This is a genomic window from Herminiimonas glaciei (assembly GCF_042664955.1).
GTDB classification, from domain to species: Bacteria; Pseudomonadota; Gammaproteobacteria; order Burkholderiales; family Burkholderiaceae_D; genus Oxalicibacterium; species Oxalicibacterium glaciei.
Genome location: NZ_JBHTBU010000002.1, coordinates 61,046 through 77,754, shown reverse-complemented (window position 1 = coordinate 77,754; position 16,709 = coordinate 61,046). Strand labels below are relative to the sequence as shown.

The following is a 16,709-nucleotide window of genomic DNA, read 5'->3' as shown; positions in this document are numbered from 1 at the left end:
ATCGAAGATAACCAACGTTTGGTTTCTACATTCAACTTTAAAGGGAAGATCATGAAAAAACTGATTATCGCGGTTGCTGTAATGGGTGCATTCGCCGGTAGTATGGCGCACGCTGAGGACGTCATTCCAGAACATTCGTTCACGGGCAACCTTTCTGTAGTCAGCGACTATCGTTTCCGTGGTGTTTCACAAACCTTTAAACAACCAGCCGTACAAGGCGGTTTCGATTACGCACACTCGAGCGGCTTTTACGTCGGCAACTGGAACTCGAACGTAAGTGGCAACCAATTTACCGACGGCTCCATCGAGATGGATCTGTACGGTGGTTACAAATTCAATATTACACCTGACGTAACCGCTGATGTCGGTGTTTTGTACTACTACTACCCAGGCGCGCAGATCGTTGGCGGCAAACGTTACAACACGACTGAATTGTACGGTTCGATCGGCTACAAATGGTTTACCGCCAAATACAGCAGCACAGTTTCGGATTTCTTCGGTACGCCAGATTCAAAAGGCTCGGGTTACCTCGAGTTGAACGCAGCGTTTGAAGTCGCAGAGAAAACCACGTTGGGTTTCCACGTTGGTCATCAAAAAGTGCGTCATTACAGTGACCTGGATTACACCGACTATAAAGTCTCGCTGGCTCGTGACTTTGGTTTCGCAACGATTGGCCTGGCTATCGTCGGTACTGACGTAAGTGGTGACGGCGTAGTGACCAGCCCAAGCGGGAAATCGAAGAAAACTGCCGGCACTACCGGTGTATTGTCGATCTCCAAAGCATTCTAATTTTAAAAATAACGTAAGAGGTTCCCATGAAACTGATTACTGCCATTATCAAGCCCTTCAAGCTGGATGAAGTGCGGGAAGCCTTGTCTGCGATTGGCGTGCAAGGTATCACCGTTACCGAAGTTAAAGGTTTCGGTCGCCAAAAAGGTCACACCGAGTTGTATCGCGGTGCTGAGTATGTCGTTGATTTCCTGCCTAAGACAAAAATCGAAGCTGCTGTGGATGATGCGATCGTTGATCGCGTGATCGAAGCAATCGAGACTGCGGCAAGAACCGGCAAAATCGGCGACGGCAAGATTTTTGTCTATGACCTGCAACAAGTCGTCCGCATCCGCACCGGTGAAACCGGTAAAGAAGCACTTTAAGGGGAATGAGATGAGTATGAAGAAAATGTTCACAAGTGCCCTTGCCACAGGTGCTCTGTTGCTGGCAGTCGGATTCTCGGCGCCGGCGATGGCGGCGGAAGATGCAGCAGCTCCGGCAGCTGCGCCAGCGGCTGAAGCGGTAGTGGTCGTCACCGAAACACAAACAACGGCACCTGCTGCCGCGCCAGCGGCTCCGGCAGCACCTGAGGTTGTATTGAATACAGGTGATACCGCCTGGATGCTGACATCGACCATGCTGGTTATCCTGATGACCATCCCTGGCCTCGCATTGTTCTACGGCGGCCTGGGCCGTTCGAAGAATATGTTGTCGGTACTGATGCAGGTCTTCGTGATCTTCTCGACGATTACCGTGTTGTGGTGCCTGTACGGCTACAGCCTGGTATTTGCGGATGGTGGCTCCTTCGTCGGAACCTTTGGCAAGCTCTTCCTCAATGGCATCAAACCAGACACCTTGTCGGGCTCGATTCCTGAGTATGTATTCGTTGCCTTCCAATCGACCTTTGCTGCCATCACTTGCGCACTGATCGTAGGTGCTTTCGCGGAACGCATGAAGTTCGCTGCAGTGCTGGCTTTCAGCATCCTGTGGTTCACCTTCAGCTACATCCCGGTCGCTCACATGGTGTGGGCTCCTACCGGCCTGTTGTTCGCTGACGGTGCACTCGACTTTGCGGGCGGTACCGTGGTTCACATCAATGCCGGTGTAGCTGGCCTGGTGGGTGCTTACATGGTTGGCAAACGTATCGGTTTCGGCAAGGAAGCTATGCCTCCGCATTCGCTGACATTGACGATGGTTGGTGCATCGCTGCTGTGGGTGGGCTGGTTTGGTTTCAATGCCGGTTCCGCTTTGGGTGCAAACCCGATCGCCGGCCTGGCATTCATCAACACCATCCTTGCAACCGGCGCTGCAACCCTGGCCTGGATTACTACTGAATCCATGCTCAAAGGCAAGGCTTCGATGTTGGGTGCTGCTTCGGGTGCGGTTGCTGGCCTGGTTGGTATCACGCCGGCTGCCGGTTTCGTCGGTCCTATGGGTTCCATCGTCCTCGGCCTGATCGTTGGTGCAGTCTGCGTATGGGGTGTCAGTGGTCTGAAACGCCTGCTGGGTGCGGATGATGCATTCGACGTATTCGGTGTGCACGGTGTCGGCGGTATCGTCGGTGCGATCCTGACCGGTGTGTTGGCGGCTCCATCGTTTGGTGGTACCGGCGCAGCGGACTTCTCGATCGCTCACCAAGTGATGGTGCAGTTCAAAGCTGTGTTGATCACCGTAGTGTGGACGGCTGTGGTTGCCTTCATCATCTACAAACTGGTTGACCTGGTCATCGGTCTGCGTGTTTCGGATGAAGCAGAACGCGAAGGCCTGGACATTACCAGCCACGGTGAAACGGCTTATCACTCCTGATAACAGTTCTTACGTGATGGCCCCGCGTAAGCGGGGCTCCAAAAAAGCGCCTCCTCGGGGGGCGCTTTTTTCATTTACGGGCTTGTTTGGGACTTTAAAAACGCCTTTCAGCCCTAATCTACGTGTGCCAAATTGAGCAAATCTGCTCGCAATGCGGACGACGCAAGCGGCATTTCCCGTTAGAATCAGCTTCAATTAACGATAGTTTCAGCACAAAAGGTTTATATGGTTCCGCATCTCGTCACGGCTTTGAACGGTCCGCTGCTTGACCTTGAAAAGAAAATCCTGACCGCCACCCCCGCCATCGAGCGCTGGTTCAGGCTGGAATGGCAAGAACATACCCCTCCTTTTTATTGTTCCGTCGATTTGCGCAATGCCGGTTTCAAGCTGGCACCGGTCGATACCAATCTGTTTCCTGGTGGTTTTAACAACCTTTCACCGGAAATGCTGCCATTGGCGGTACAGGCGGCGATGGCAGCGATTGAGAAATATTGTCCGGATGCCAAGAATCTCTTGCTGGTGCCGGAAGGCCACACGCGCAATACCTTCTACCTGCAAAACGTCGCGCGCCTGATGCAAATCTTCCGCCAGACCGGTTTGAATGTACGTCTCGGTTCCTTGTCGCCGGATGTGACCGGACCGACGCCGATAGAATTGCCGGATGGTACGACCCTGACGCTGGAGCCGCTTGAGCGCTCGCAAAATGGTCGCCGTGTCGGCCTGAAAAACTTCGATCCCTGCACCATCCTGCTGAACAACGACCTGTCGTCCGGTTTGCCGTCCATCCTGCAAAACGTCAATGAACAAAACCTGCTGCCGCCTTTGCATGCCGGTTGGGCGGTGCGTCGCAAGACCAATCACTTCGCCGCCTACGATGAAGTGGTGAAGAAATTCGCCAAGCTGATCGATGTCGATCCATGGATGCTGAATCCTTTTTTCATGAAATGCGAAGGCATCAACTTCAATGACAATACCGGCGAAGATTGCCTGGCATCGAATGTCGATACCCTGCTCGCCAAGATGCGCAAGAAGTACAAGGAATACGGCATCAAGGAAAAGCCCTTCGTCATCATCAAGGCCGATGCCGGTACCTACGGCATGGGTATCATGACCGTGCACGATGCGAGTGAAGTCAAAGACCTGAACCGTAAGCAACGGAACAAGATGTCGGTCGTCAAGGATGGCCTGGAAGTGACTGATGTCATCTTGCAGGAAGGTGTGCCGACTTTCGAGCGTATCAATGAATCGGTCGCCGAGCCGGTGGTCTACATGATCGATCGCTATGTGGTCGGCGGTTTCTACCGCGTCCATTCCGAGCGCGGCAATCATGAAAACCTGAATGCGCCGGGCGCGCATTTCGTGCCGCTGGCCTTTGCGCATCAGCATGCCTTGCCGGATTACCAGGCCAAGCCGGGCACTGTGGCGCCCAACCGTTTCTATATGTACGGTGTGGTCGCCCGCCTGGCCTTGCTGGCAGCATCGCTGGAGATGGAAAAGACCGATCCCAATCCGGAAGTATATTAAGACCCGAATCGCCACCCTCGCCGGTGGCGATTTCACTTTCGGTGAAAAATCCGACTTGGTGTCACAATTGAGTCCTTTGCAGTGTCCACCAATTACCTGCTTGCCCGGCTCAGTCGGGCAGCGCGCTTTTCAGGATGTGTTGAATGAAAATAGCCTTTGTTGCCGATCCGCTCGCGGGTTTTAAGATCTACAAGGACTCTACTTACGCGATGATGGCCGAAGCGGCCCGGCGTGGCCATACCGTCCATGTATTCCAGCACAAGGATATGGCTTTCGAAGGCGGCAAAGTCGTCGCCAATGTTTCGCGCGTGACCTTGACCGGCGGCGGACAGGAAGACTGGTATCGGCAGGATGCACCGACGGCACAGGAATTGACTGCGTTCGACGCGATCCTGGAACGTACCGATCCGCCTTTCAATATGGAATACATCTACGCGACGTATTTGCTGGAACTGGCGCAGCAACAAGGTGCGCGCATCTTCAATAAACCGGAAGCGGTGCGCAGCTTCAATGAAAAGCTGGCGATTGCCCAATTCCCGCAATATATAGCGCCGACGCTGGTCAGTAGCGATGCCGCGCGCATCCGCGCTTTCCATGCGGAACATCGCGATATCATCCTGAAGCCACTGGACGGCATGGGCGGCGCCGGGATTTTCCGCGTCAAGGACGATGCGCTGAACCTGGGTTCCATCATCGAAACCCTGTCCGATAACGGCAGCCGGACCATCATGGTGCAACGTTACATCCCGGAAATCACGGACGGCGACAAGCGTATCCTGTTGATAGGTGGACAAGTTGTGCCTTACTGCCTGGCGCGCATTCCGCAAGGGACTGAAATACGCGGTAACCTGGCAGTGGGCGGAATCGGCGTGGCGCGTGAAATATCGGCGCGTGATCGTGAAATCGGTGAGGCTTTGGCGCCACTTTTGTTAAAAAGAGGCTTGTTACTGGTAGGATTGGACGCAATTGGTAGTTACATGACTGAATTAAATGTAACCAGCCCTACTTGCTTCCAGGAAATCAAACAGCAAACCGGCTTTGATGTTGCCGGAATGTTTATTGATGCGCTGGAAAAAAATGTTGAAACCTGGAATTCCTGAGTAATTGATAGAATTTGCCCTTGCCGGGTGGATTCTGGCGTGAAAAAGGTTCGGATTAAATAGATGGTCGGTATTTTGTTATTGACGCACGCACCGCTGGGGCAAGCCTTTATCTCGGCTGCGACCCATGTCTTCCGCACGCGTCCGGAACATTTGGACGCAGTCGATGTGAATGCGGACCAGGACACAGGCGAAGTTGAGCGCCTGGCAAAGAAAGCCATTGCCGGCCTGGACGATGGCTCCGGTGTATTGGTCATTACCGATGTGATGGGCGGTACGCCATCCAACTGTACTTTGGGTTTGTGCAATGTCGAGAATGTGGCCGTCATTGCAGGTATCAGCTTGCCGATGTTGTTGCGCGCAATTACCTATCGGCAAGACACCCTTGATGTTGTAGTGGAAATGGCGCTGGCGGGTGGCCAGGGCGGCGCGGTCAGGGTAGACAACCGTGTTCGACTTTCGCCGAATTAATTTGAACTCAAATCTATAAGAAAAATGATCGAACAAGAAATCGAAATTATCAACAAACTCGGCTTGCATGCGCGCGCATCAGCCAAACTCACACAACTGGCAGCAAAGTATAAAAGCGAAGTCTGGATGACGCGCAATAAGCGCCGCGTCAATGCCAAGTCCATCATGGGCGTGATGATGCTGGCCGCCGGCAAGGGCGCCAAGGTCACACTGGAGACGGACGGGCCGGATGAAAAAGAATGCTTTGATGCGCTAGAGTTGCTGATTCAAAATAAATTCGGCGAAGGCGAATAAGCCGATAAACTTGGCAAGCACCTTGCTTGTAAGATGGGCCGTATTTCCCTAGCCTTCATTCCGTATTGTTGTTCCCTAGCTTCGGACCGACCCCGATGACTTCTTTCACGCTACACGGCATTCCAGTATCGCGCGGCATAGCAATCGGCCGCGCCCATCTGCTTGCGCCGGCAGCGCTCGATGTACAGCATTACCTGATTGCTGACGATCAGGTCGAAGCCGAAGTCTCGCGTCTGCAATCCGCCATCGCTGCTGTGCACGCCGAGTTGCAAACCATCTGGAATGAATTGCCGCAGGATGCACCGGCCGAGCTTGGTGCATTCATCGATGTGCATGCACTGATCCTGTCCGATCCGATGATTTCAGAAATGCCGCTGGATATCATTCGTTCACGTTACTACAACGCCGAATGGGCGCTGGTTACGCAGATCGAGGAATTGTCCGCACAATTTGAAGAGATAGAAGATCCTTATCTGCGCGAACGCCGTGCCGATATCCAGCAAGTCGGCGAGCGCGTGCTCAAGGTCTTGACCGGCAGCGCCAACCTGTTGCCAAAGGTGGATGGCAGCGAAGGCAATGCCAGCATGATCGTCGTGGCACACGATATTTCGCCGGCCGATATGCTGCAATTCCGCAATCGTGCCTTCAATGGTTTCATCACCGATGTTGGCGGCCAAAACTCGCATACCGCCATCGTTGCACGTAGCCTGGATATTCCGGCGACAGTTGGCGTTTCCAATGCTTCAGAGTTGATCGTGCAAGGTGACTGGCTGATCATCGACGGCGATGCCGGTGTAGTGGTGGTAGACCCGACGCCGGTAGTACTGGACCAGTACCGCGAGAAACAGGCGCGCCAGGTCCGCGACCGCAAGAAACTCGGCAAGCTGAAAAAAACACCGTCGCTGACGCTGGATGGCACGCCGATCACGCTGCTGGCGAATATCGAATTCCCTGACGATTGCGCGCATGCGATGGATGCCGGTGCGCATGGCATAGGCTTGTTCCGTTCCGAATTCCTGTTCATGGGCCGCACCGGTCATGCAAACAAACTGCCGTCGGAAGATGAACAATTTGAATCCTATAAACGCGCGGTGATCGCGATGAAGGGCCGTCCGGTCACGATACGGACGCTGGACATCGGTGCTGACAAGCCTTTGGATTTTGCCGAACAGACAGCGCTTAATCCGGCGCTGGGTTTGCGCGCAATCCGCTTTTGCCTGTCCGAGCCGCAAATGTTCCTGACGCAATTGCGCGCGATCCTGCGTGCTTCCGCCTTTGGTCCGGTCAAATTGCTCGTGCCGATGCTCGCGCATGCGTTTGAGATCGACCAGACGCTGCTGATGATAGAGCAGGCCAAGGCGCAGCTGCGCGAAGAAAAAATCAAGTTTGATCCGGTTTTGCCAGTCGGTGCAATGATTGAGATTCCGGCCGCGGCATTAACCCTGCCGCTGTTTATCAAGCGCATGGATTTCCTGTCATTGGGTACCAACGATTTGATCCAGTACACGCTGGCCATCGATCGCGTCGATCACGAAGTGGCGCATTTGTACAATCCTTTGCATCCGGCGGTGTTGTACCTGTTGTCGAGCACGATAGCGATTGCCGCCAAAGCCGGTGTGCCGATTTCGGTGTGTGGTGAAATGGCCGGTGATACCAATATGACGCGTCTTTTGCTGGGCATGGGCTTGCGCGAATTCTCGATGCATCCGTCGCAATTGCTGTCTGTGAAAAATGAAATCCTGAACAGCGACCTGAGCGTGCTGGAACCGGTGACGCGCAAAATCGCCCGTATCTTCGAGCCGAAAGCGATTAATGAAGCGGTGGAAAAACTGCGTACTTTGTAATCCGCTCGCACCGGCAGTTGTGACTGCCTGTTTTCTTTAAGTCCAGCCCAGCGCACCGATAAGGGCACCCGCTGCCAGCAGCCACAGGATGTGGATGCGCGTGTTCAACATCAGCAACACGGTGACAACCGTGATCAGCCATAGCGGCCAGTCTTCGGATGGTTTGCTGTGTGCGCTGGCAAGTATCCAGCCGGTTGCAAACACCAGGCCGACCACGATAGGTCCCATCCCCAACTTGAATGCACGCACGGAGCGCAATTCCCGATTGCGATGCACCCAGCGTGTCGCCAGGTAAGTAAAGGTGGTGCTGGGCAGCAGGATCCCTACCATGCACACTGCCATACCGAGTAGTCCCGTGCTCATGTCGCCGGCATTCAAACCTATATTCCATCCCATCAAGGCAACGAACAATACATTGGGCCCGGGCGCAGCTTGTGCAATCGTGATCGAGGTGCTGAACTGGGCGTCGGTCAGCCAGTGCTGTTCATCTACCAGGTAGCGATGCATCTCTGGCGCGGCAGCAATCGCCCCGCCGAGGGACAACAAGGAGAGCGACACGTAATGCAGGAACAGGTGCAGCCAGTCGCTGGCTTGCATCGTGAGGTGCAAAGTATTGTTCACGGTGCGAGCTTTCGGTAAGCCAGCAGGCAGCCGATGAAGCCGAGGCCGAACAATGGATAAACCAGGGGCAGGCGCAGCAAGGCGATGCCGCTAAAGCACAGCAGGCATAGCAGGGCGCACAAGCGTGGGCCGAGTGGATTGTTTTTCAGGGCGCGCGCCAGTTTGACGCCGGTGGCGAGGATCAGTCCGGCCGCAACCGCGCCCATCGCGCGCAAGGCGTCGACCACCGGCGGATAGTGCGCAAACGGCGCATACACGATGGCGATGCTGAGTATCAGCAGCAAGGGCAAACACAACATGCCGGCCAAGGCTGCCATGGCACCGGGCAAGCCGAAGTGACGGCCGCCGACGATGATGGACATATTCACGACATTCGGCCCTGGCATGATTTGCGCGACCGCCCAGTCCTCGACAAATTCTTCCGGCGTCAGCCATTTCTTCTTTTCCACCAGTTCACGCTGCACGATGGCAAGCACGCCACCGAAGCCTTGCAGTGCCAGCAGTGTGAAAGAGATGAAGAGGTCGGCCAGCGATGCCGGCCCGGCTCTCGAGGGAGTTAATCCCTCATGGAAGCGCCCATCTTCGTCTGGTAGTTTGTTCATTTAAAGAAGTGGGAGGATGAGGGATGATGGACAATGATAGTCGATCCTGTGATGCGGTGAGTAGCCCGCCTTGGGGCCGGACAGGTACTTGCCTTACCGGATTTCGCAGGCGATTATCCGGATGAGCGTTATTCTATCCAGGGCAAATGTTTGATTTCGCCCTGTAGTACCGGTGATGAAGTATGTAATGTTTCACCGGCGCAGACTTTTTTATAAACAGCGAGATAATTTTCCGCCATGGTATCCGCATTAAAAGTAAGTGCGCGTGCGTGGCAGGCATGCGGATCAAAATTGCTGGACCTGATTCCCTCGGCCAAGGCTGTCCGGTTTGCCGATAGAACGCCGCATTCCGAAGTGACGAGTTCTGGCAATGCGCCATAAGGTGTCGCGAATACGGGGCTGCCGAAATACATACTTTCTATTACCGCCAATCCAAATGGCTCATGCCACAAAACCGGAAACACCAAGCCACGTGAAGCATTGAGCAGGCGTAGCTTTTCCGTGCCTCCTACCATTCCATGGAAGGAGACATGGCGTGACCAGGTAAACCGAAAGCCACATTTGATATTAAGCCTGTCACCGCCGAGCACGGCCAGCGGCATGCCCGCATCCTGTGTCACATTGATGGCCCCTCGCACGTTCTTGACGCGCCAGGCCGCCTTACCCAGGAAGTGGAAATAGTCACGAGGCTGTTTCCAGTCCACTGCGCCATAGGTCGACCAGTCGAGGCCGTTGTAGACAAAGGCCTGCGAGTCATGGCGCTGTGCGTGGTCGCGTGACACAAACACGGTGTTGAGTGGCAACGGCACGTTTTCCTGTGAATTGCCATGCTGTGTCATCAAATGCGGGACGCTTACCTCGGTGCCGGGATTAAACTGAAAATGTACTATGTCAATTCCATCCGGTATTTGCTGTTCCCAGGACAGGTCTTCCTGTAATGGAAATACCGGCGCAAAATCACAATGCGAACCTAAGGGCACCAGATAACTGACGCGATGTCCCGCCCTTATCAGCGCACGTCCCAGGTCCCAAATAACGCGTTCGGTGCCACCGTAGGCAAAGACTGGAATGGGGCTGCGGTTTACGATCAATATATGCATTAGGAAATCTTTTTGTCAGCGCAGCCTCGACGCGCACCGAGCAGTGGCAGTACCACCGCTAGTGATAGTGCAACGACATAGTAATTATGTAAAAAATTCACGTTGGTCAGATTTGAAGTGGCGTGCATGAATAGCACGCCGCCCAACTGCCATGCAGCGATAGGGTCGACCGATCTTAATCGGAGAACTGCGATTAAAAGACCGATCAAAAGGGACAAAAACGCCGCTAGTCCGACCAGGCCGCCATCCAATGCAGAATGAAGGTATTGATTATGTACATGGCTGAGTACGCGCACACCCTGGAGTTTATTCAGTTGCTCTTCCGTTCCGCCTTCTCCCGCATGTTTTATGCGGCGTATGCGCTCGGCACTGCCTATGCCTATCCACGGCGATTGCTGTATCCCATCCCAGGCCATTTCCCACAGATATAGACGAGCCCCGGTGGAAGTATTGTAGTTTTCGCTCAATTGGACTTGCTTGATGTCTTGTGCCGCCTGATGCATGCGCAATATATCGCCGGGGCCGAACCATGAGCAGATCAGCACAACAACTATGGCGCTGACCAGTCGCACCAATGTGCGGCGCAAACTTCCGCCCTGAGCGCATTTGCGGTACCAGAACCACGCATATACCAGTGCGCACCAGGGAATGATCAGGAATGCGCCGCGGGATTGCGACAGCAATACGGCGCCCAAGCCGCATGTGACGCCAAACAACCAGATCAGTCGATAAAGTCGGGAATTTTTTTCTGTTAACGCGGCGGGCAATAACAGGCAAGTATAGAAGCTGATGACGACGGCCCATGGAATGGCGTTGGTAGCCAATGAGGTCCGCACACTTGAGCCTTGTACCGTCAAGATGATCGTCCATGCAAATGCAACTGCGCATGCCAATGCAATCGCATGTAACAAGGTGGTGCGTACATCTGTGGACAGTGGGCGCCCCAGACGCACTAAAAACAATGCGCCTGCAGCCGGTAGCAACAAGCGGAATTGTGCGTTGAGGGTATCGACTGGTTCACTCCAAATTAATGCCCAAATGCTGGCCAGAACAAAGGAGATGATACAAGCGATCAGCCACGCCGATGCGGCGGGAAGCGTATCGGCGTTGGCAAGCGAGGGGGGAGTACTACGCGCTTTGAATGCGCTCCAGAATCCAAATGCCCAAAAAAACAACCACGCTGCCGCAAGAATTTTAGAGTTCAGCGGACCCAATGCTACCAGGACGGCAAATAAATATAGTCCCGCACTTTGTAAGGTGCTGCGCTTGCTGGTAAGGATACTCATGCCATGCTTGCTCAACGGACGATGTACGCGCGCAAGCTGTCGCGATCATATTCTAGTGCGGCGTAACGAAGGAATCCTTCCAGCGCCACAAAAAAACAATAGAGGAAACCTGCACCGCCACAAAGGAAGCCCAATTGGCCTATATATAAACGCAGAAACATGGACGTGCCGGACGCCAGGCCGCGTAGTACGCCGCCACGCTTGCCCTTTTCCGCACGTTTGGCGGCACCAAGCATGACGTATTGCACCAGTTTTTCCAGGCTGTCGTGCACGGTATCGCGAGAGTAGTGCAACAGCGGGCTGTCCAGCAGGAGGCGCGGCGTAGGTTCCGTCGTAAGGATGGCCTGCTCATGTATGATTCCGGTGTATTCACGCAGCAGCTCGCGGCGGAATAGACGTTCCACCTTGGATGGTGAACGGAAATATTTCAGTTCATGGCCGAACGCCACCATGCGCCATTGGATTTTCCATACTGCCCGTGGACCGGATTTTATTGCATTTAGTAATTCGTCTTGCAGTTCAGGGGTGATGACTTCGTCGGCATCAAGGAAAAAAATATAGTCCCCGGTGGCGTGCTGCAACAGCCTGTTGCGCTGCACGGCAAAACCCTGCCAATCCGGATAATTGAAAACTTCAGCGCCTTCGGCTTGCGCCAATTCACGGGTGTTATCAGTGCTGCCGCTGTCAACTACGATACATTGATCCGCGAAGGCTGCACTTTGCAGGCAACTGCTGATGCGACGCGCTTCATTCTTGGTCAGAACGGCGATCGTCAGGGTTGGTGTTGACGGCATTGCTGTTGCGAGCGCTTTGCTTTTTTGCCCACTTTCAGGTGGGGTGGAATTCAGCGTCTTCTTATGTTCCATACCTTTTGCCTATTTCAATCCAAAATTCATTCGCTGATGCTGGTATATACAGTATCTCATCCGGGGCTGGTTTTTAGTCTACAACAAGCATTATTCGCTCCGAAGTGCCCGTGATTATATGGCTATTGTTCGCTGCTAGCGAGGCACTATGTTGTATTGATGTCATCAATTTTGTGTGAGTGTATGCGGGATTCTTGCCATTGTTATAGTGATTTTTCTCGGAAACTTAGCTTCCACATCGATTTCAGGGCCGAATCGCGCTGTCGTTTGACGGCGCGGGGCGACTTGTTTATTCTTATGGCATTGCGCCGATTTGACATCAGCTTGCGGGCGCATAATAAATACGGCTAAAGCGTGCTCAAAACTGAGTCTCGAATTTAGCCCGACAAGCGGATCGCTTTCGGGCTTTTGTTTTTTGTAATGCCAGAGAAACCAGTGCATGCAAGCGCCCTTCTCCTGAATAGATAACATGACCTCAATCGGAATCGTTGCACCGCAATCCATGTTTTTTGATACGCCGCTGCCTTTGCAGAGTGGCGCGCAAATTACCGACTACACGCTGGTGTATGAAACCTACGGCACGCTGAATGCCGATCATTCGAACGCAGTGCTGGTTTGCCATGCGCTGAATGCATCACACCACGTCGCGGGTACCTATAGCGAAGATGCCGGCACCACCGGCTGGTGGGACAATATGGTCGGTCCGGGCAAGCCGCTGGATACGAATAAATACTTCGTTATCGGCGTGAACAACCTGGGATCCTGCTTTGGTTCAACCGGGCCCATGCATATCAATCCGGCCACCGGCAAGCAATATGGCGCGCATTTTCCGGTCGTGACGGTGGAAGACTGGGTGCAATCGCAGGCACGCCTGGCCGACGCGCTGGGTATCAAGCAATTTGCCGCGGTAATGGGTGGTTCTTTGGGCGGCATGCAGGCGCTGGCCTGGAGCATCCTGTTCCCGGAACGTTTGCGTCATTGCGTGGTGATTGCGTCGACTCCCAAGCTGACAGCACAGAACATCGCTTTCGATGATGTGGCACGGCAGGCGATCCTGACCGATCCGGATTACCACGGCGGTGATTTCTATGCGCACGGCGTGGTGCCCAAGAATGGTTTGCGCGTGGCGCGCATGTTGGGTCACATCACCTATTTGTCGGATGATGATATGGCGGCCAAGTTCGGTCGCGAGCTGCGTTCCGGCTCTTACCAATTTGGCTTTGGCATCGATTTCGAGATTGAGTCTTACCTGCGTTATCAGGGCGATAAATTCTCGACCTATTTCGACGCCAACACTTATTTGCTGATTACCAAAGCGCTTGATTATTTCGATCCGGCCAAGGATTTCGGCGGCGACCTGACCAAGACCCTGTCGAATACCCTCGCGAAATTCCTGCTGGTGTCGTTTACGACAGACTGGCGTTTTTCTCCTGAGCGCAGCCATGAAATGGTACAGGCGCTGGTCAACAATAATCGCACCGTCACCTATGCCGAGATCGATGCACCGCACGGACATGATGCCTTCCTGCTCGACGATCAGCGTTACATGAATGTCGTGCGTTCTTATTTTGAACGGGCGTATGAAGAAATTGATGGCGGCAGTCTGAAAGCAGGAGCAAGCGCATGAACTTCCAACAATTAAGCGCATTGCGTCCCGACCTCGCTTTTATCGCGCACTGGATCAAGCCCGGCACCAAGGTGCTGGATCTCGGTTGCGGTGACGGCGTGATGCTGGATTACCTGCAATCGGACAAGCAATGCAGTGGTTATGGCATAGAGATCGATGACAAGGAAATCCCGCTCTGTATCGAACGCGGCGTATCCGTTATCCAGCGTGACCTGGAAGCCGGCCTGGCAATCTTTGCCGACAATGCATTTGATACGGTCTTGTGTTTGTCGGCGCTGCAAATGATGAAGGATGTCGAAGGCGTGTTGCGCGATATTTCACGCGTTGGCCGGGATGCGATCGTGTCTTTCCCGAATTTCGCATATTGGCCGCATCGCCTTGCTTTGCTGCGCGGTCGTATGCCGGTATCGAAAAGCCTGCCTTACGAATGGTATGACACGCCCAACCTGCGTTGCGCGACGATCAAGGATTTTGAAGAACTGGCGAATGAAGTCGGGCTCGAAGTGCTCGAATGCGTCGCCCTGAATGAGGGCCAGCCGGTCGACTTCCTGCCGAATTGGCGCGGCAGCCTCGCCGTATTCCGCCTGCGTAAAAAGCGATAAGGCTTAACTGTCCTGTGTCGTCGTCGCGGCAGTTTTTGGCGCTGTCCGCGCCGCGAACCACAGCAGGACGATCACCGGCAAGCCGAGCAAGGCGGTGCCGGTGAAGAAGCTGGCGTAGCCGAAGCTGTCGACATAAGCACCGGAGTAACCGGCGATGAATTTCGGCAGCAGCAACATCATCGAACTGAACAAGGCATATTGCGTGGCCGAGTAACTGATATTGGTCAGGCTGGAGAGGTAGGCGATGAATGCGGCACTGGCGATGCCGCTGGCCAGGTTGTCAGCTGAAATCACCAATACCAAAGCCTGTACATCATGGCCATGTCCGGCCAGCCAGACGAACAGCAGGTTGCTGGCCGAACTCAGGATGGCGCCGAGTGCAAGTATGCGCATCATGCCGAAGCGCATCGATAAGGCACCGCCAATAAACGCGCCAACCAGCGTCATGATGATGCCGAAGATTTTGGTTACAGCTGCAACCTCGTCCTTGCTATAGCCCATATCGACATAAAACGGATTCGCCATGATGCCCATGACGACATCGCTGATGCGATAGGTCGCGATCAGGGCCAGGATCAACAGCGCCTGCCAGCGATAACGCACGATGAATTCGCGGAACGGGCCTATCAATACATCATCCAGCCAGGCTGCGACATTCTTGGCCGGCGGCAGGATGCGGCGTGCCGGCTCGGCCGAAAACAATACCGTGATCACGCCGACCAGCATCGAGGCCGCCATCACCAGGTAGGCGACGCGCCATGCGCCCGGCTGGTAACTGCCGCTGCCGGTAATTTCCGCGCGTGCCGCGATCCACAACACACCGGCACCGGCCCAGATCATCGCCAGCCGGTAACCGGTCTGGTAACTGGCGGCCAATGCAGCCTGGCGGTCGGTATCGGCGGATTCAATGCGGAAGGCGTCGAGCGAGATATCCTGCGTGGCGGAGCCAAAGGCGACCATCAGTGCGCACCAGACGACGGGTTGCAGTGCCAGATGCGGATCGTTCATCGCCATCCCGACCAGGCCGGCCATGATCGCCAGTTGCGACAGCAGGAGCCAGCTGCGGCGGCGCCCCATCCAGCGTGTCAACAGCGGGATCGGCATGCGGTCGACCAGCGGTGCCCACATCCATTTGAACGCATAGGCCAGGCCTACCCAGCTCAGGTAACCGATGGTGCTGCGGTCGATGCCGGCTTCACGCAGCCAGAAGCTGAGGGTGCCGAGTACCAGCATCAGCGGCAATCCGGCCGAGAAACCCAGCAACAGCATGCGCAGGGTGGCGGTTTCCAGATAGACCTTGAACGTGTCTGACCATGAACGCCGGCTTGCATCGCTGTTGCGAAAAATCATCTTTTAAGACCTTGAAGAAGGGAGCGCCGACCTTGTGCCGACAGGCTGAGATGCTGACACAAGAGCGGCCGTGCAGCAAGCGATGCGACGGCGCTTGTCGCGGGAATGCCGTGTTTGGCTGCTTTTACGCCGCAAGCATCAAAGCAGCGACGCATTCGGGCTGTGGGCGGTTTATCATGGAGGCCTTCTTGTTACCGACGTGTATTTACCCCTATGCTGATCATCACCATTAAACAAGGCAAAGAAAAAAGCCTGCTCGAACGCCAGCCATGGATTTATGCGTCAGCGGTGGAACGGGTCGACGGCAAGCCGGCGGAGCGCATGAAGGCCGGCGCAACGGCTTTGGTGCGTTCGTCGTCGGGTAAATTCCTGGCACGTGCTGCGCACGCACCAAAATCACAGATCCAGGCACGGGTCTGGACTTTCGATGAGGCGCAGCCGGTCGATCACGCGCTGATCAAGCGCCGTGTCAAGGCAGCAATCCAGAAACGCGTCGCTGCGGCCAAGGGCAAGCGGGTTGGCGCGGCCAAACGTTTGCCTTTGGTAATCGGCGATGAAGATGAATTGTCGGGTTTGCTGGTGGACTGGTATGGTGACCAGAAGGGCTACCTGATTTGCGAATTCCAGTCGGCAGGCGTCGATGCCTGGAAAGTCGCCATTGTGCAGGCGCTGATTGCGGAAACAGGTTGCCCCAATGTGTACGAAACGGCCGACGAGTTGATCCGCAAGGGCGAAGGTTTGCCGTTCAACTATGGTGTATTGGCCGGCGATGAGCCGCCGGATGATTTGTTGTAATGGAGAGCCGTGTGCACTGTGAGCTGACAACAGACGATCTAAGGGCGTGC

At 54.7% G+C, this 16,709-nt stretch carries 18 protein-coding genes; 11 read left to right on the top strand and 7 right to left on the bottom strand.

All coding sequences use genetic code 11. The features are described 5' to 3' along the window. The first annotated feature begins 51 nt into the window (after positions 1 to 51). From ACFQPC_RS11170 to ptsP, 8 genes are all read left to right on the top strand, one after another. Positions 52 to 789 carry a TorF family putative porin gene (locus tag ACFQPC_RS11170; RefSeq protein ID WP_382271977.1) on the top strand — a complete coding sequence of 246 codons (738 nt, stop codon included), beginning with the start codon at positions 52 to 54 and terminating at the stop codon, positions 787 to 789. A 26-nt stretch (positions 790 to 815) separates the two neighbouring features. Continuing rightward, positions 816 to 1,154 (top strand): P-II family nitrogen regulator, encoded by a 339-nt coding sequence (glnK, locus tag ACFQPC_RS11165; protein ID WP_011979395.1) that lies wholly within the window; start codon positions 816 to 818, stop codon positions 1,152 to 1,154. Between the two features lie 16 nt (positions 1,155 to 1,170). Beyond that, positions 1,171 to 2,577, top strand: a complete 1,407-nt coding sequence (locus ACFQPC_RS11160) for an ammonium transporter (protein ID WP_382272930.1) — start codon at positions 1,171 to 1,173, stop codon at positions 2,575 to 2,577. 225 nt (positions 2,578 to 2,802) lie between these two features. After that, a complete protein-coding gene (gene gshA, locus ACFQPC_RS11155) occupies positions 2,803 to 4,101 on the top strand; it encodes a glutamate--cysteine ligase (RefSeq protein WP_382271976.1) in 1,299 nt (432 codons plus the stop codon). Positions 4,102 to 4,244: 143 nt separating this feature from the next. Further along, a complete protein-coding gene (gshB, locus tag ACFQPC_RS11150) occupies positions 4,245 to 5,201 on the top strand; it encodes a glutathione synthase (protein ID WP_382271975.1) in 957 nt (318 codons plus the stop codon). 63 nt (positions 5,202 to 5,264) lie between these two features. Next, complete coding sequence (locus tag ACFQPC_RS11145; RefSeq protein WP_382271974.1) at positions 5,265 to 5,672, top strand: PTS sugar transporter subunit IIA; 408 nt, start codon at positions 5,265 to 5,267, stop codon at positions 5,670 to 5,672. A gap of 24 nt (positions 5,673 to 5,696) precedes the next feature. Further along, positions 5,697 to 5,966, top strand: a complete 270-nt coding sequence (locus ACFQPC_RS11140; protein ID WP_011979400.1) for an HPr family phosphocarrier protein — start codon at positions 5,697 to 5,699, stop codon at positions 5,964 to 5,966. A gap of 95 nt (positions 5,967 to 6,061) precedes the next feature. Further along, entirely contained in the window at positions 6,062 to 7,810 is a 1,749-nt protein-coding gene (ptsP, locus tag ACFQPC_RS11135; RefSeq protein WP_382271973.1) for a phosphoenolpyruvate--protein phosphotransferase, read from the top strand. Positions 7,811 to 7,846: 36 nt separating this feature from the next. On the opposite strand, the gene ACFQPC_RS11130 is transcribed toward ptsP, so the two are convergent. The 6 genes from ACFQPC_RS11130 to ACFQPC_RS11105 all read right to left on the bottom strand — a co-directional run bounded on the left by ACFQPC_RS11130 (position 7,847) and on the right by ACFQPC_RS11105 (position 12,726). Then, positions 7,847 to 8,407 carry a chromate transporter gene (locus ACFQPC_RS11130; protein WP_382272929.1) on the bottom strand — a complete coding sequence of 187 codons (561 nt, stop codon included), beginning with the start codon at positions 8,405 to 8,407 and terminating at the stop codon, positions 7,847 to 7,849. A 20-nt stretch (positions 8,408 to 8,427) separates the two neighbouring features. After that, complete coding sequence (locus tag ACFQPC_RS11125) at positions 8,428 to 9,033, bottom strand: chromate transporter (RefSeq protein ID WP_382271972.1); 606 nt, start codon at positions 9,031 to 9,033, stop codon at positions 8,428 to 8,430. Positions 9,034 to 9,161: 128 nt separating this feature from the next. Further along, on the bottom strand, positions 9,162 to 10,133 hold the full coding sequence (locus tag ACFQPC_RS11120) for a glycosyltransferase (RefSeq protein WP_382271970.1): 972 nt from the start codon (positions 10,131 to 10,133) through the stop codon (positions 9,162 to 9,164). After that, the gene (locus ACFQPC_RS11115; RefSeq protein ID WP_382271969.1) at positions 10,133 to 11,419 is read right to left on the bottom strand and encodes an O-antigen ligase family protein; all 1,287 of its coding nucleotides are present in this window, start codon (positions 11,417 to 11,419) and stop codon (positions 10,133 to 10,135) included. The genes ACFQPC_RS11120 and ACFQPC_RS11115 overlap by 1 nt, the downstream gene beginning before the upstream one ends. An 11-nt stretch (positions 11,420 to 11,430) precedes the next feature. Further along, positions 11,431 to 12,285 (bottom strand): glycosyltransferase family 2 protein, encoded by an 855-nt coding sequence (locus ACFQPC_RS11110; RefSeq protein ID WP_382271968.1) that lies wholly within the window; start codon positions 12,283 to 12,285, stop codon positions 11,431 to 11,433. A gap of 165 nt (positions 12,286 to 12,450) precedes the next feature. Continuing rightward, positions 12,451 to 12,726, bottom strand: coding sequence for a hypothetical protein (locus tag ACFQPC_RS11105; protein ID WP_382271967.1), 276 nt, complete (start codon positions 12,724 to 12,726; stop codon positions 12,451 to 12,453). 28 nt (positions 12,727 to 12,754) lie between these two features. Here ACFQPC_RS11105 and metX point away from each other — a divergent pair, with 28 nt between their 5' ends. Together metX and metW are read left to right on the top strand one after the other, a co-directional pair. After that, on the top strand, positions 12,755 to 13,912 hold the full coding sequence (metX, locus tag ACFQPC_RS11100) for a homoserine O-succinyltransferase MetX (RefSeq protein WP_382271966.1): 1,158 nt from the start codon (positions 12,755 to 12,757) through the stop codon (positions 13,910 to 13,912). Beyond that, complete coding sequence (gene metW, locus ACFQPC_RS11095) at positions 13,909 to 14,514, top strand: methionine biosynthesis protein MetW (protein ID WP_382271965.1); 606 nt, start codon at positions 13,909 to 13,911, stop codon at positions 14,512 to 14,514. The genes metX and metW overlap by 4 nt, the downstream gene beginning before the upstream one ends. Positions 14,515 to 14,517: 3 nt before the next feature. On the opposite strand, the gene ACFQPC_RS11090 is transcribed toward metW, so the two are convergent. Beyond that, on the bottom strand, positions 14,518 to 15,864 hold the full coding sequence (locus tag ACFQPC_RS11090; RefSeq protein ID WP_382271964.1) for an AmpG family muropeptide MFS transporter: 1,347 nt from the start codon (positions 15,862 to 15,864) through the stop codon (positions 14,518 to 14,520). Positions 15,865 to 16,077: 213 nt separating this feature from the next. Between ACFQPC_RS11090 and ACFQPC_RS11085 the strand changes: the two genes are divergently transcribed. Continuing rightward, complete coding sequence (locus tag ACFQPC_RS11085; RefSeq protein WP_382271963.1) at positions 16,078 to 16,659, top strand: SAM-dependent methyltransferase; 582 nt, start codon at positions 16,078 to 16,080, stop codon at positions 16,657 to 16,659. Positions 16,660 to 16,709 lie beyond the last annotated feature (50 nt).